Here is a 13,703-nt window from a genome sequence, read left to right as displayed (position 1 = left end):
CGGCATCTCCAAAGGCCCATTCTCCACGTCGAACGAAGCCGCACGTCAGACATGCTCATATACCGTTCGTCCGCCGACAATGGTGCGCACCACCCGGCCTGTAAAGCGGGCCTCGTCGAACGGGGTGTTCTTGCAAGGCGACTTGAGGTCGGCGGGATCGACCACCCAGGGCACGTCGGGGTCGATCACGATGACATCCGCGGGGCTGCCGGCGCGCAGGGTTCCGCCCGACAGGCCGAGTAGCTCGGCCGGGCGGGTCGACATGGCGCGGATCAGCGTCTTCAGCTCGATCTCGCCATTGTGCACCAGCCGCAGGCCGGCCGGCAGCATGGTCTCGAGCCCGACGGCGCCGGGCGCGGCTTCCGCGAACGGCAGGCGCTTGCCCTCGACGTCCTGCGGATTGTGGTCGGACATGATGACATCGAGCAGACCGGAGCCGATCGCCGCCACCAGGGCGCGGCGGTCGTCCTCGGTGCGCAGCGGCGGCGACAGCTTCAGGAACGAACGGTAAGGACCGATGTCGTTCTCGTTCAGCGCCAGATGATTGATCGAGACCGAGGCGCTGACGGCGAGCCCGGCATCGCGCGCGCGCTGAAGGATGTCGAGGGAATCGATGCAGGTCAGCGACGCCGCGTGGTAGCGGCCGCCGGTGAGGGCGACGAGGCGCAGATCGCGCTCCAGCATCACGGCTTCGGCGGCATTCGGGATGCCCATCAGGCCGAGCCGCGAGGCAAACTCGCCCTCATTCATCACGCCTTCGCCGACAAGATCGGGGTCCTCGGTGTAATGCACGATCAGCGCGTCGAAATCGCGCGCATAGGTCAGCGCGCGGCGCATCACCTGCGCATTGGTCACGCTTCTGGCGCCATCGCTGAAGGCGACGGCGCCAGCGGCTTTGAGCAGGCCGAACTCGGTCATCTCCTGGCCGTGCATGCCCTTGGTGAGGGCGGCCATCGGCTGGATGTTGACGATCGCGGTGTCGCGGGCGCGGCGCATCACGAAGTCGACCGTTGCCGAATTGTCGATCACCGGCGAGGTGTCGGGCTGGCAGATGATGGTGGTGATGCCGCCGGTCGCGGCCGCCTGGCTCGCGGTGGCAAAGGTCTCGCGGTGGCTGAAGCCGGGTTCGCCGACGAAGGCGCGCATGTCGATCAGGCCGGGTGCGACGATCTTGCCGGAGCAATTGACGATGTCGGTGCCCTCGGGGACGCCGGCCGCGCCGATGCCGCGGCGGGTCTCGCGGATGCTGCCGTCCGCGATCAGGACGTCGCCGACGCCGTCGAAATCCCTGGAGGGATCGACGACGCGGGCATTGGCCAGCAGGATGGGGCGGCGATCGGTCAGCATCGGCATCACGCGTTCGGCAGGTTACGGGCGAGCGCTTCCAGCACCGCCATGCGCACGGCGACGCCCATCTCCACCTGCTCGCGGATCAGGGATTGCGCACCGTCGGCGACGGCCGTGTCGATTTCGACGCCGCGGTTCATGGGGCCGGGATGCATCACGAGCGCGTCCGGCTTGGCGTAAGCGAGCTTCTTCTGGTCGAGCCCGAAATAGTGGAAGTATTCGCTCGACGAGGGCACGAAGGAGCCGTTCATGCGCTCGCGCTGCAGCCGCAGCATCATGACGATGTCGGCGCCGTTGAGACCCTCGCGCATGTCGCGCGCGACCTCGACGCCCATGCGCTCGATGCCCGGCGGCAGCAGCGTGGAGGGCCCGACGACGCGGACGCGGGCGCCCATGGTGTTAAGCAGGATGATGTTGGAGCGGGCGACGCGCGAATGCATCACGTCGCCGCAGATCGCGACCACGAGCCCCTCGATCCGACCCTTGTTGCGGCGGATGGTGAGCGCGTCGAGCAGCGCCTGGGTCGGATGCTCGTGCGCGCCGTCGCCGGCATTGATCACGGAACCGTCGACCTTGCGGGCCAGCAGTTCCACGGCGCCGGAGGCGTGATGGCGCATCACCAGGATGTCCGGGTGCATCGCATTGAGCGTCATCGCGGTGTCGATCAGTGTCTCGCCCTTCTTGATGGACGAGGAGGCGACCGACATGTTCATGACGTCGGCGCCCAGCCGCTTTCCCGCAAGCTCGAACGAGGATTGGGTCCGGGTGGAGGCCTCGAAGAACAGGTTCACCTGCGTCCGTCCGCGCAGGACGGTGCGCTTCTTGTCAACCTGGCGGTTGAGCTCGACATATTCTTCGGACAGGTCGAGGAGGCCGCTGATGTCGGCCGCGGAAAGGCCCTCGATGCCCAGCAAATGCCGGTGGCCGAGGACGAAGGTCGATTTCGATGTCATTAAAAGCAGAGCTATAGGGGCGGACGGCGGGGGGAGCAAGCTTCAAATCCCGCCGCCGGACTTATCCACGGCGCTTTGCGGCGGAGGCGGCGCCGCCAGCCGGTGTTCGGGGCAGCCGCTTTGCGCTAGACTCGCAACATTGGTTGCGTCACGGGCTGGATCATGACGGGCACGCGGTATTTTAATCGACTGGCGCGCAATGTTGCTGCGCTCGCGACCGCGTGCATGGCTGGCCTTGCGACACCGGCTTGGGCCGAAAAACGCGTCGCACTCGTGATCGGCAACGATCTCTATCCGAACCTGCCGGCCGACCGGCAATTGAAGAAGGCCGCCAATGACGCAACGACCGTCGCCGACGCGCTGAGGTCGCTCGGGTTCGACATCGTGCTCGGGACCAATCTTGGCCGCCAGGGCATGATCGACCGGCTTGCGGATTTCACGTCGCGGCTCGAGCCGGGCGATACCGCCGCCGTTTTCTATGCCGGACACGGCGTTGCGATCGCAGGCGTGAACTACCTCGTGCCGAGCGACGTTCCCACCGTGAACGAGGGCGCCGAGGCGCGGGTGCGCGGGGCCTCGATCGCCGAGCCCGACGTGATCGCGGAGCTTCAGGCCAAGGCAGTGCGGGTCGCCTTCGTCGTCATCGATGCCTGCCGTGACAATCCGTTTCCGCGCGCCGCCGGCCGTTCGATCGGGAACACGCGGGGGCTTGCTGACGCCCGGCCCGCGCGCGGGATCTTCACGCTCTATTCCGCAGGCATCGGCCAGACCGCGCTCGACCAGCTCGGCAGCAACGATACGGCGCACAATTCGGTGTTCACGCGGATATTCGTCGAGCAGCTCAAGCGGCCCGAGCTGCATCTCGGCGACCTCGCGGTCGAGGTGCGCGAGCGCGTGGCGGCGCTGGCGCTGACGGCGACGGATGCCGGAGGACAAGCAGCACCGCACGAGCAGACGCCCGCCTATTACGACCAGACGCTCGGCGGGCGCATCTTTCTCTGGAATGCGGAATCGTCGAACGGGGCGCCGAAAGTGGCGGGCATGCTGGTGAAGCCGCCGACAAGGCCTGCGGTCGCGGAGCGCGCCACCATGCGTCCGCCGCGTCCCTCCGCGGCAGGCGAAAGCTGCGCCCGCAGCGGCTTCGAGACCTATTGCGTCAGCTCGATGCTGAAGCCGCAATTCGGCAATTCGTACGACGCAGCGAATTTGTTCGACGCCTCGACGGGGACGGCCTGGGTCGAAGGCGCATCCGGCAACGGCATCGGCGAATGGATCGCCATCGAGTTCGAAACCCTGCGGCGGGTCAAGTCGATCCACGTGCAGAACGGCTACCAGAAAAGCCCCGACATCTTCGCCAAGAACAACAGGGTTCGCCAGATCCGCGTGCTGTTCTCGGGCGGCGAGTCGCAGACCTTCATTCTCGACGACAAGCTGTCGGCGCAATTGCTGACATTGCGGCCGCCGGTGTCGGCCCATTGGATGCAGTTCATCATCGACGATGTCTGGGCCGGCAACAGATATACGGACACCGCGATCACGAAGCTTCTGGTCAACTCGGATCCGGTGCAATGACCGCAAGGACCGGAACCGCGGCGCGCGCCGCGCTTGTCGTGCTGCTCGCACTATCGTTTCTCGTTCCCGTGCGGGCGCAGCCCTTGCCCGGCGACTTCGTCTATCTGCGCGACATCGATCCCAGCATCATCCAGGACATCCGTTACGCCACGTCGAACAATTTCGTCGGCCGTCCGCTCGCCGGCTACGATGCCGGCGAATGCGTGGTGAAGCGCGAGGTGGGGCTGCGGCTGAAAGCGGTGCAGCAGGAGCTGGCGGCGCAAAATCTCTCGCTCAAGATGTTCGACTGCTACCGGCCGGCGGGGGCCTCGCTCGACATGGTCAAGTGGTCGCAGAACGGCCGCGAGACCGCGTCGGAGCGGCGCTACAATCCGAAGATCCCGAAGACCGAGCTGTTCCGCCTCGGCTACATTGCGAGCCGTTCGCAGCATTCGACCGGTGCGGCGCTCGATCTCACGCTGGTCGATCTGAAGGCGGACAATTCCGCCAAATATGACCCCGCCAAGACCTACGCGGATTGCACGGCGCCGGTCGAGGCGCGGGCGCCCGAGGGCAGCGTCGACATGGGCACAGGCTACGACTGTACCGACCCGAAGGGGCACACTGCGGCACCATCGATCACTCCGGAGCAGCGCGCCTGGCGCAAGCGGCTGGTGGCTGCGATGGCCAGGCAAGGCTTTGTGAACTATTCGAAGGAGTGGTGGCATTTTTCGCTGCCGGGGGCAGGCGGGGCGGCCTATGATTTCCCGATCCAGCCGCGGCGGAACTGATTCCGCGCCGAGGACGCAAAATGACCCAGCCCACATTTGCGACCCACGAGGTCTTCAACCAGTCGCCGCCGTTCGAGGACGTCGATCTTTTCGCCGTGGACCGGCCGCTGGTCGAGGCGGTCAGGTCCAATGGCGGCGCAGCGGCGGAGCGGGAACTGTCGGAGTTCGGCCGGCATTGGGGCTCGGCAGCAATGGCCGATCGCGGGCGCCTTGCGAACGAGAACACGCCGAAGCTGCGCAGCTTCGATGCCAAAGGCAATCGCCGCGCCCAGGTCGAGTTTCATCCCGCCTATCACGAGCTGATGGCGCACAGTGCGCATGCGGGCGTGCACAATTCTACCTGGACTGGGGATGGCAAGCCGGCGGGCGATGGTGCCGAGGTCATTCGCGCCGCAAAGTTCTACATGGCTGCGCAAGTCGAGACCGGCCACCTTTGTCCGATCACGATGACGCGCGCTTCCGTCGGGGCCCTGGCGCTACAGCCCGACTTGCTCGCGCGGGTGATGCCGGTGCTGTCGACCAAGAGCTACGATCCGAGCTTTGCGCCGTGGTGGGGCAAGCGCGGCATGACGCTCGGCATGGGCATGACCGAGAAGCAGGGCGGCACCGACGTGCGCGCCAACATGACGCGTGCGGTGCGCGACGGGGACGGCTATCGCATCACCGGCCACAAATGGTTCATGTCGGCGCCGATGTGCGATGCGTTCCTGGTGCTGGCGCAGGCCGAAGGCGGGCTGACCTGCTTCTTCATGCCGCGCTTCGCGCCGGACGGATCGGTCAACGCCATTCAGTTCCAGCGGCTGAAGGACAAGCTCGGCAACCGCTCCAATGCCTCGTCCGAGGTCGAATTCACAGGCGCCTATGCCGAAAGGGTCGGCGAGGAAGGCAAGGGCATCCGCACCATCATCCAGATGGTGCAGCTGACGCGCCAGGATTGCGCGATCGCCTCCGTCGGCCTGATGCGCTCGGGGCTTGCGCATGCGCTGCACCACGCCCGGCATCGCAGCGTGTTCCAGAAGCATCTGGCCGATCAGCCCCTGATGCAGGCCGTGCTGTCGGACATGGCGCTGCATGTGGAGGCGAGCACGGCGCTGGTGATGCGGCTCTGCCGCGCCTTCGACCGCACGCCGCACGATGCGGCGGAGGCGGCCTATATGCGGCTGCTCACGCCCGCGATCAAATACTGGACCTGCAAGAGCGCGCCGCCGTTCCTGTTTGAGGCGATGGAGTGCCTCGGCGGCAACGGTTATGTCGAGGACGGCATTCTGGCGCGCCACTATCGGGAGTCGCCGGTCAACGCGATCTGGGAGGGCTCGGGCAACGTGATGTGCCTCGACGTGCTCCGCGCGCTCTCGCGCGAGGGCGAGGCGGCGACGGCGGTGCTGCAAGCGCTGGCGGCCGAGACCAAGGGGCTGCCGGGGGCGGGCGAGGCGGCCAGCTTCATCGGCAAGACGTTTCGGCGCGCCGACGGCGAGCGCGTCGCGCGGCTTGCGGTCGAGAAGCTGGCATTGCTGGCCGCGACGGCCGCGCTCAATGGCGTGTCGCCGCGCCAGGCCGAATTGTTTGCCGCGACCCGCCTCGCGACGAACCATGCCGGTATGTACGGCGCGGTCGAGCTCGACAGCGCCGCCGTGCGCGCGCTGCTGGAGCGGGCGCTGCCGTGAGCCTCCAAAACGAAAGCCTCCCGATGCACTCCCTCAATCCCGATCATCCGCCGTTGACCGCGACGCCGGCGACACCGCGTGTCTGGAAGTTTTGGGGCACGGCGCTGTGGGGCCTCTTCATCTTCGCCGCGATGTTCGTCGGGCAGATCGGCGCCGTCCTTCTGCTGGCGGCGCAGCGTGGTCTACCCATGGACCTCGCTTCGCTGCAGGTCGTCGGCCGCGAGCCCCAGACGCTTGCGCTCTCGGTCATCATGGGCTTGCCGACGACACTGGCCGCGGTCTGGCTCGCCATTCGCATCAAGAAAGCTTCGTTCATCGATTATCTCGCGCTGCATTGGCCGTCCTGGAAGCAGCTGCTGTTCGGCGCCGTCGGCCTCATCCTGATCGTGCTGCTCTGGGAGACGATGTCGCGCGCCCTCGGCCGCGAGGCGACGCCGGGCTTCATGACCGATCTGTTGAAAACGGGCCGCGACAAGGGCGCCGCGCTGCTGCTGCTGGCCGCATTCGCGGTGGCGGCGCCGATGTCGGAAGAGGTTCTGGCGCGAGGCTTCCTCTATCGTGGCTGGTCGGCGAGCTTCCTGCGCGCACCCGGCGCGATCCTGATGTCGTCGCTGGTGTGGACAATCGTCCATCTGCAGTACGACATGTACTTCCTCGCCGAAGTTTTTGCCATCGGCCTGTGGTTCGGCTACATGCGCTACCGCTCCGGCTCGCTGTGGCTCACGATCGTGCTGCATGCGCTGAACAATCTCACCGCGGTGGTGCTGACGATGTGGCTGGGGAGCTAGGCCGCAACTTCGTCATTGCGAGCGCAGCGAAGCAATCCATAATCTCTCCGCCGCGGCAGTCTGGATTGCTTCGTCGCAAGAGCTCCTCGCAATGACGAGGTCAGAGAGGTGCGCTCGAATTGACGAGTGCTAGGCCGCCAGCCCGATTGCGATCGGCATCGTGATGGCTGCAAAGATCGTCTGCAGCGTAATGATCTGCGCCAGCAGCGGGGCGTCGCCGCCCATCTGGCGGGCGAGGACATAGGCGCTGGACGAGGTCGGCACCGCCGAGCAGATCGCCACGATCGCCAGGCTGTTGCCGGAAAGCCCGAACCAGAGACCGAGACCCATCGCGAGCGCGGGCATCAGCAAGAGCTTGAACACGACGCCGAGGGCTGCGCCGAGGCTTGGACGGAAGAGCCCTTCGAGATGCAGTCCTGCGCCGGTGACGAGCAGGCCGATGGCGAGGGAGGAACTGCCGAGCGCGTCTGCAATCTCGTGCCAGAGCCTTGGCAGCGGCAGATGGGTGACATTGACAGTAAGGCCGATGACGCAGGCCCAGATCAAGGGATTGCGCACCAACGTCATGAAGATGGCGCGGCCGGATTGCTTTTCCGGCGATGCGTAACGAGCGAGCACCGACACGCTGAACACGTTGACGAGCGGGATGATCGCCACCATCGCAACGGAGGCGAGCGCCAGCCCGACATCGCCGAACAGATTGGCGGCGATCGACAGCGCAACGAAGGTCTGCCAGCGCGTCGCCCCCTGGAAGATCGAGGTGAAGGCGGGGCCGTCGATGCCGAGCCGCGACAGGGCGGGGCGCAATGCGAGGCACAACAGCGACATCGCCAGCGCCGACAGCAGCAGCGCGCCGCCGACGCCGGCGACCGGCACCTTGGAGAGGTCGGCTTTTACCAGGGTCTGGATCAGCAGCATCGGAAACAACACGAAATAGGTCAGCTGCTCCAACCCGTGCCATTGCGTGTCGAGTCGCATCAGGCTGCGCTTCAGCACGATGCCGAGCACGATCAGGATGAAGACCGGCAGCAGCGCCGCGATGACGACGGCCATGGATCAGTCCGGTCCCGGGCTCGTGCGAAGATTGGCAAGGCGATCGAGTGCGCCTTGCAGGATGAAGATCGCGGCGTGCTCGTCGATCACCTCGGCCCGCTTGGCGCGGCTGACGTCCATGCCGATCAGCTCGCGCTCGACCGCCGCGGTCGAAAGACGTTCGTCCCAGAGACCGATGGGCAGCGCGGTCAATCCGGCTAGATTGCGCGCGAAGGCGCGGGTCGATTGCGCGCGCGGCCCTTCGCTGCCGTCCATGTTGATGGGCAGGCCGAGCACGAAGCCGACCACCTTGCGCTCGGTGGCGACGGCCAGCAGCCTGGCGGCATCCTGCTTGAACTGCTTGCGCTGGATCGTCTCGACTCCGGTCGCCAGCCGCCGGTCCGGGTCGGATACGGCAACACCGATGGTCTTGGTGCCCAAATCGAGTCCGACCAGCGCGCCGCGCGCGGGCCAGTGGGTTGCAGCATCGATGAGAGGCAGGATAGGAGCCGGCATGGCTTTAGCGCATATCATGCGTCGCGCTGCGGGGTGAACTGATAACCATGGATGCACTGACACTATTCGGCCTGTTTGCCGTGACGGCGATGCTGGTCTGCTATGCCCTGGAGGATCGCAGCCACTGGTTCGTGCTGCTGTTCGCGGCGTCCTGCGCGCTGGGGTCGGCCTATGGCTTCCTGCAAGGCGCCTGGCCGTTCGGCCTGGTCGAGGCGATCTGGGCCGTCGTGGCATTGCGGCGGTGGCAGGTGAGGCCGCGGTGACGGAGGGGTGGGCGAGGGGCCTGCCGCGCGGCAAGCGGCTCCTCGCCCGGTTTTCAGCTCAGCGGATCGCGATCGGGTTGATCATGGCCTGCACGGCGCCGGTCCAGCGCGGCTGGCCCAGCACGAACAGGAATTCGTAGCCCTTGTCCCGGGCGAGCGCGGCGGTGTCCATGTTCTCGAGGATATAGGTGCCGTTCATCGCGAGCAGAATCTGGTGGACCTCGAACACGGTCTTGCCTTCGAACGGCAACACCTCGAGCCCCCAGGTGTCGGCGCCGACCGCGACGACGCCCTTGCCGGCGAGGTACTTCGCGCCTTCGACGCCGAGGCCGGGCTCGCCGGCCGAGTAGCGCTTGTCGTCCTTGCCGATCAGGCTGAGCCAGCCGGTGTGGAAGATGACGACATCGCCCTGGCGGATCTCGACGTTCTGCTGCTTGGCGGCTTCCTCGATCTCCTTGACGTTGAAGGCGGTGCCTTCCTTCACCACGTCGGTCTTGAAATAGGCGGCCATGTCGAGCAGCACGCCGCGGGCGACCATCGGCGGCACCTTCTCGATGCCGAGCTTCTTCAAGCCATTGGGATCGGCGAAATCGGCCAGCTTGTTGCCGTTGTAGTAGACGTGCTCGACGCCGAGATGGCCGAGCCCGTCGAGCTGACTGCCGATGCCGACCCAGCTGTCGAGGATGTCGTCGTTGTAAGTGGCCTTGTTCGGACCGAGACCCGGGGTGCCGGCCTGTCCGGGCTGCACGATGGTGAGCTTGAAGGTGCGCGGCGGGTAGGCGGGCGTCTGCGGCGTGACGGGGATGCCCAGAGCGTAGGTCTTGCCGGTCTTCACCAGCGATGCCGCCTTCACCACGAGCTCGGGCGTCATGTAGTTGGCGGCGCCGATCTCGTCGTTCGGCCCCCATTTCGATTTGGTCCAGTCCTGTGCGCTTGAAGTTCCTGAAATCGCCGACAACGCGGCGACGCAGCACAACACGAGCGTATTGCGCATCAATAGTCCTCCCGATGTTTTCTGCCGATGTTTTGGCTTCGTTTATGGTTTCGCGCTGGCCAGTCACTTATCCTAACGTAGAAGAAGCGCGGGCTTCAAAGCTTTTCGAAGTGCTGCGCTGCGATGGCAGGGCGCAGCGCGAATCGATTCAAACGCGATGGATTTGTGACGAATTTCGTAGCGTGGAACGTTGGCGCTCCGTCATGCTGCGATGACGTCCTCGTCCTTCTTCAGGCAATCGGCAAAACCGCTCAGCGCACTGTATTGATGTCCGGCGCGGCGCTGGATGAAGAGTGTCTCGACACGTGCATGTGACGGGCTCAGCGTGTGGACGGCGACGGCGCCGTTCATCGCGCTGCGTTCCACGACGGCGCGCGGCAGCAGGGTCACGCCCATGTCGGCGGCGACGCAGCCGATCATGCCGTCGAGCGTGCCGAGCTCGAAGCGTGCCGCCGACGGCCAGCCGAATTCGACGAAGATCTGTTCGAGCCGCTGGCGATAGGTGCAGCCGGTGCGGAACACCAGCGCGGTCGGACCCGACTCCGGCGTGCCGGCGCGCAGCTCGGCGAGCGAGGCCCAGCGGCGCGCGCTGACCAGCACCAGCTCTTCGCCGAACGCGCTCGTCGCGGTGAGGTCGTCATGCGCGATGGGCCCGGCGATGAAGGCGCCGTCGAGCGTGCCGTCGAGCACGAGTGCGACGAGGTCGGCGGTCGGTGCGGTGCGCAAGGAAAGACGCACGGCAGGGAAGCGGCGGTGGAAATCAGCGAGCAGCGGCGGCAATCGCACGGCTGCCGTGGTCTCCATCGAGCCGATCGCGAGCGGTCCTTTCGGCTCGCCATCGTCGCGCGCGGCGAGCAAGGCTTCGCGCGACAACGCCGCCATCTTTTGCGCATAGGGGAGGAGGCGCTTGCCGGCGCCGGTCAGCGTCATGCCGCGCGAGTGCCGCTCGAACAGCGGCGTGCCGATCTCCGCCTCCAGCGCCTTCACGCGCTGGGTGACGTTCGACTGCACGGTGTTGAGCTCTTCGGCGGCGCGGGTGATGCCGCCGGTGCGGGCGACGGCGGCGAAGGTCTTGATATCGCTGAGTTCCATGGTGTCGTTTCGCTTTTGAGATGGCAGCGTTCGTAACAATTCAATTTTCGAGAATGCTAGTCGCGCCTAGTCTCGCTGTCCAGATCGGGGAGGAGCCATGCCGATGACGACGTCGCTGACCACGCTGCTGGGAATCGAGCATCCGATCCTGTTGGCGCCGATGGATGTCATTGCCGGCAGCCGCCTGGTCGCGGCGGTGAGCCGCGCCGGCGGGTTCGGCATTCTTGGCGGCGGCTATGGCGAACGGGTCTGGCTGGAGCAGGAGACGGCGAAGCTCGCCGACCTCAGTGCACCGTTCGGGATCGGCTTCATCACCTGGAGCCTCGCCAAGCGGCCCGAGCTTCTCGATGTCGCGCTCGCTGCAAAACCAGTTGCGATCATGTTGTCGTTCGGCGATCCCGCGCCGTTCGCGCCCAAGATCAAATCCGCCGGCGCGCGCCTGATTTGCCAGGTGCAGGACGAAGCGATGGCGCGGCAGGCGCTCGATGCCGGTGCTGACATCCTGATTGCGCAAGGCACGGAGGCGGGCGGTCATGGCGCTTCGCGCACCACTGTCGATCTCGTGCCCGCCATCGTCGATCTCGTCGCGGGGCGCGTTCCAGTGGTGGCGGCTGGCGGCATCGCGGATGGGCGCGGCCTCGCGGCCATGATGATGCTGGGCGCGAGCGGCGTGCTGCTCGGCACGCGCTTCTATGCCAGCCAGGAGGCCGACGGTGCGGAGGAGGCCAAGCGCCGCATCTGCGCGGCGAACTCCGGTTCGACCGTGCGCGGCATCCTCTTCGATCTCTCCCGCAACAATGTCTGGCCGGCGCCGTTTACCGGGCGGTGCCTGGTCAACGATCATGCCAAGCGCTGGATCGGCCGCGAGGTCGAGCTGATGCAGAATGTTGCCGCAGTCGCTTCCGAGTATGCGGCAGCAAGGGCGGCGGGCAATTTCGATGTCGCGGCCGTGATCGCCGGCGAGGCGGTTGGGTTGATTCATGATATCCCACCGGCGGCGGAGATCGTCGAGCGGATTGCGGCGGAGGCGGAGCAGTTGCTGGCAGGACGCCGGAATTCAGCGAGAGGTGTTCTTCCTTCTCCCCTTGTGGGAGAAGGTGGCGCGCAGCGCCGGATGAGGGGTTCTTTCCGCGGAGAGTGAAGTCAAATCTGAGAGGTCTGCTTCCGCGGATGCAAACCCCTCACCCGTCTCGCCGCTATCGCGGCGATCCACCCTCTCCCACAAGGGGAGAGGGAAGAGCGAATGCGAGGCAAGCATCATGTGGCCTGACCGTCGACTGATCGATCTCTTCAAGACCGAATTTCCGATCGTGCTGGCGCCGATGGCTGGCGTGATGGATGCGGAGCTGGTGATTGCGGCTGCGCAGGGCGGGGCGCTGGGGTCGCTGCCGTGTGCGATGATCTCGCCGGAGAAGGCGCGCGAGCAGGTTGGTCTCATCCGCCAGCGCGTCAAGGCGCCGGTCAACATAAACTTCTTCTGCCATACGCCGGTCGATCTGACGCGCGAAGCCGAGGCGCGGTGGAAGCAGCGGCTCGCAGGGTACTATTCCGAGCACGGTCTCGATCCCTCCGCGCCGATCGCGGCTGCGAACCGCGCGCCGTTCGATGCAGCGTTCTGCGAAGTGGTCGAGGAGCTGAAGCCGGAGGTCGTCAGCTTCCATTTCGGCCTGCCGGAGCAAGCGCTGCTGCGGCGCGTCAAGGCGGCGGGTTGCCTCGTCATCTCGTCCGCGACGACGGTGAAGGAGGCGGTCTGGCTGGAAGAACACGGCGTCGATGCCGTGATCGCGCAAGGTGCCGAGGCGGGCGGCCATCGCGGCATGTTCCTGACCGACAAGATCGCCGAGCAGCCCGGCACCTTCGCGCTGGTGCCGCAGGTCGTCGATGCCGTGAAGGTGCCGGTGATCGCGGCGGGCGGCATCGCCGACGGACGCGGCATTGCCGCAGCCTTCGCGCTCGGTGCCGCCGGCGTGCAGATCGGCAGCGCCTATCTGCGCTGCCCGGAATCCAAGCTCAGCGCGGGCGGCCGCAAGGCGCTTGCCGAGGCGCGGGACGATTCCACCGTCATCACCAATGTCATGACCGGCCGGCCTGCGCGCGGGGTGCAGAACCGGCTGATGCGCGAGGCCGGTCCGATCTCGCCGGATGCGCCGCCGTTTCCCCACGGCGCGACGGCGCTGGGGCCGCTGAAAGCGGCTGCCGAAAAGCAGGGCAGGGTGGATTTCACCAATCTCTGGGCAGGGCAGGCCGTTGCGCTGGGCCGCGAGCTTCCCGCCGCCGAATTGACCCGGGATCTCGCCAAATCGGCGCTGGGGTGCATGAAGGCCCTCGCCGGATAGGGGGAAGCGCCGGTTGCGGCGCAAAACCGGCCTCTGCTATACGGCACATAGGTTTTGCCGTAAGAGGCCTTATATAATGTCCGTCGACGCCGCTACCGTCCGCCGCATCGCGCATCTGGCGCGCATTGCGGTTTCCGAGGGCGAGGTTCCGCATCTGCAGGGCGAGCTCAACGCCATGCTCGCTTTCGTCGAGCAGCTCTCGGAGGTCAATGTCGAGGGCGTGGAGCCGATGACCTCGGTCACCCCGATGCAGATGAAGAAGCGGCAGGACGTGGTCGACGACGGCGGGATCGCCGACGATATCGTTGCCAACGCGCCCGCGACCGAAGGTCACTTCTTCCTGGTGCCGAAGGTCGTTGAATAGACAGGTTAGGTC

At 66.2% G+C, this 13,703-nt stretch carries 14 protein-coding genes; 8 read left to right on the top strand and 6 right to left on the bottom strand.

The genetic code is table 11. The features are described 5' to 3' along the window. Positions 1-45: 45 nt before the first annotated feature. Together I6F37_RS02070 and I6F37_RS02065 are read right to left on the bottom strand one after the other, a co-directional pair. Positions 46-1,347, bottom strand: coding sequence for a dihydroorotase (locus I6F37_RS02070; protein WP_036015131.1), 1,302 nt, complete (start codon positions 1,345-1,347; stop codon positions 46-48). A 5-nt stretch (positions 1,348-1,352) separates the two neighbouring features. Beyond that, the gene (locus I6F37_RS02065; protein WP_036015092.1) at positions 1,353-2,300 is read right to left on the bottom strand and encodes an aspartate carbamoyltransferase catalytic subunit; all 948 of its coding nucleotides are present in this window, start codon (positions 2,298-2,300) and stop codon (positions 1,353-1,355) included. A 225-nt stretch (positions 2,301-2,525) separates the two neighbouring features. Between I6F37_RS02065 and I6F37_RS02060 the strand changes: the two genes are divergently transcribed. Genes I6F37_RS02060 through I6F37_RS02045 form a run of 4 tightly spaced genes read left to right on the top strand, consistent with a single transcriptional unit; the run spans position 2,526 to position 7,094 of the window. Then, positions 2,526-3,872 (top strand): caspase family protein, encoded by a 1,347-nt coding sequence (locus I6F37_RS02060; RefSeq protein ID WP_225144638.1) that lies wholly within the window; start codon positions 2,526-2,528, stop codon positions 3,870-3,872. Beyond that, positions 3,869-4,642, top strand: a complete 774-nt coding sequence (locus I6F37_RS02055) for a M15 family metallopeptidase (RefSeq protein ID WP_036015090.1) — start codon at positions 3,869-3,871, stop codon at positions 4,640-4,642. The genes I6F37_RS02060 and I6F37_RS02055 overlap by 4 nt, the downstream gene beginning before the upstream one ends. A 20-nt stretch (positions 4,643-4,662) precedes the next feature. Continuing rightward, positions 4,663-6,306: an acyl-CoA dehydrogenase family protein gene (locus tag I6F37_RS02050; RefSeq protein WP_225150132.1), complete on the top strand. Its 1,644-nt coding sequence runs from the start codon at positions 4,663-4,665 to the stop codon at positions 6,304-6,306. 23 nt (positions 6,307-6,329) lie between these two features. Continuing rightward, positions 6,330-7,094, top strand: coding sequence for a CPBP family intramembrane glutamic endopeptidase (locus I6F37_RS02045; RefSeq protein ID WP_036015087.1), 765 nt, complete (start codon positions 6,330-6,332; stop codon positions 7,092-7,094). A gap of 129 nt (positions 7,095-7,223) precedes the next feature. On the opposite strand, the gene I6F37_RS02040 is transcribed toward I6F37_RS02045, so the two are convergent. Together I6F37_RS02040 and ruvX are read right to left on the bottom strand one after the other, a co-directional pair. Continuing rightward, positions 7,224-8,147 (bottom strand): AEC family transporter, encoded by a 924-nt coding sequence (locus tag I6F37_RS02040; protein WP_036015084.1) that lies wholly within the window; start codon positions 8,145-8,147, stop codon positions 7,224-7,226. Between the two features lie 3 nt (positions 8,148-8,150). Further along, the gene (gene ruvX / locus I6F37_RS02035) at positions 8,151-8,642 is read right to left on the bottom strand and encodes a Holliday junction resolvase RuvX (RefSeq protein WP_036015081.1); all 492 of its coding nucleotides are present in this window, start codon (positions 8,640-8,642) and stop codon (positions 8,151-8,153) included. Between the two features lie 47 nt (positions 8,643-8,689). On the opposite strand from ruvX, the gene I6F37_RS02030 reads away from it, so the two are divergent. Then, positions 8,690-8,905 (top strand): hypothetical protein, encoded by a 216-nt coding sequence (locus tag I6F37_RS02030; RefSeq protein ID WP_036015080.1) that lies wholly within the window; start codon positions 8,690-8,692, stop codon positions 8,903-8,905. Between the two features lie 58 nt (positions 8,906-8,963). Here the strand turns inward: I6F37_RS02030 and I6F37_RS02025 are convergent, their stop codons facing one another. Together I6F37_RS02025 and I6F37_RS02020 are read right to left on the bottom strand one after the other, a co-directional pair. Beyond that, positions 8,964-9,899 carry a cyclase family protein gene (locus tag I6F37_RS02025; RefSeq protein WP_036015077.1) on the bottom strand — a complete coding sequence of 312 codons (936 nt, stop codon included), beginning with the start codon at positions 9,897-9,899 and terminating at the stop codon, positions 8,964-8,966. Positions 9,900-10,100: 201 nt separating this feature from the next. Further along, complete coding sequence (locus tag I6F37_RS02020; RefSeq protein ID WP_036015074.1) at positions 10,101-10,991, bottom strand: LysR family transcriptional regulator; 891 nt, start codon at positions 10,989-10,991, stop codon at positions 10,101-10,103. A gap of 97 nt (positions 10,992-11,088) precedes the next feature. Between I6F37_RS02020 and I6F37_RS02015 the strand changes: the two genes are divergently transcribed. From I6F37_RS02015 to gatC, 3 genes are all read left to right on the top strand, one after another. After that, positions 11,089-12,132: a nitronate monooxygenase family protein gene (locus I6F37_RS02015; protein WP_225148414.1), complete on the top strand. Its 1,044-nt coding sequence runs from the start codon at positions 11,089-11,091 to the stop codon at positions 12,130-12,132. 118 nt (positions 12,133-12,250) lie between these two features. Next, positions 12,251-13,327: a nitronate monooxygenase family protein gene (locus I6F37_RS02010; RefSeq protein WP_225150131.1), complete on the top strand. Its 1,077-nt coding sequence runs from the start codon at positions 12,251-12,253 to the stop codon at positions 13,325-13,327. A 76-nt stretch (positions 13,328-13,403) separates the two neighbouring features. Beyond that, positions 13,404-13,691 (top strand): Asp-tRNA(Asn)/Glu-tRNA(Gln) amidotransferase subunit GatC, encoded by a 288-nt coding sequence (gatC, locus tag I6F37_RS02005; protein WP_036025530.1) that lies wholly within the window; start codon positions 13,404-13,406, stop codon positions 13,689-13,691. Positions 13,692-13,703 lie beyond the last annotated feature (12 nt).

The organism is Bradyrhizobium sp. NBAIM08, from assembly GCF_020193935.1.
Classification (GTDB): domain Bacteria; phylum Pseudomonadota; class Alphaproteobacteria; order Rhizobiales; family Xanthobacteraceae; genus Bradyrhizobium; species Bradyrhizobium yuanmingense.
This window is presented reverse-complemented; position numbering and strand designations above follow the sequence as displayed.

Excerpts from the sequence above, each read along its gene's own strand:
- I6F37_RS02070 (WP_036015131.1), bottom strand. The coding sequence starts at position 1,347 with ATGCTGACCGATCGCCGCCCCATCCTGCTGGCCAATGCCCGCGTCGTC.
- I6F37_RS02065 (WP_036015092.1), bottom strand. The coding sequence starts at position 2,300 with ATGACATCGAAATCGACCTTCGTCCTCGGCCACCGGCATTTGCTGGGC.
- I6F37_RS02060 (WP_225144638.1), top strand. The coding sequence starts at position 2,526 with ATGGCTGGCCTTGCGACACCGGCTTGGGCCGAAAAACGCGTCGCACTC.
- I6F37_RS02055 (WP_036015090.1), top strand. The coding sequence starts at position 3,869 with ATGACCGCAAGGACCGGAACCGCGGCGCGCGCCGCGCTTGTCGTGCTG.
- I6F37_RS02050 (WP_225150132.1), top strand. The coding sequence starts at position 4,663 with ATGACCCAGCCCACATTTGCGACCCACGAGGTCTTCAACCAGTCGCCG.
- I6F37_RS02045 (WP_036015087.1), top strand. The coding sequence starts at position 6,330 with ATGCACTCCCTCAATCCCGATCATCCGCCGTTGACCGCGACGCCGGCG.
- I6F37_RS02040 (WP_036015084.1), bottom strand. The coding sequence starts at position 8,147 with ATGGCCGTCGTCATCGCGGCGCTGCTGCCGGTCTTCATCCTGATCGTG.
- ruvX (WP_036015081.1), bottom strand. The coding sequence starts at position 8,642 with ATGCCGGCTCCTATCCTGCCTCTCATCGATGCTGCAACCCACTGGCCC.
- I6F37_RS02030 (WP_036015080.1), top strand. The coding sequence starts at position 8,690 with ATGGATGCACTGACACTATTCGGCCTGTTTGCCGTGACGGCGATGCTG.
- I6F37_RS02025 (WP_036015077.1), bottom strand. The coding sequence starts at position 9,899 with ATGCGCAATACGCTCGTGTTGTGCTGCGTCGCCGCGTTGTCGGCGATT.
- I6F37_RS02020 (WP_036015074.1), bottom strand. The coding sequence starts at position 10,991 with ATGGAACTCAGCGATATCAAGACCTTCGCCGCCGTCGCCCGCACCGGC.
- I6F37_RS02015 (WP_225148414.1), top strand. The coding sequence starts at position 11,089 with ATGCCGATGACGACGTCGCTGACCACGCTGCTGGGAATCGAGCATCCG.
- I6F37_RS02010 (WP_225150131.1), top strand. The coding sequence starts at position 12,251 with ATGTGGCCTGACCGTCGACTGATCGATCTCTTCAAGACCGAATTTCCG.
- gatC (WP_036025530.1), top strand. The coding sequence starts at position 13,404 with ATGTCCGTCGACGCCGCTACCGTCCGCCGCATCGCGCATCTGGCGCGC.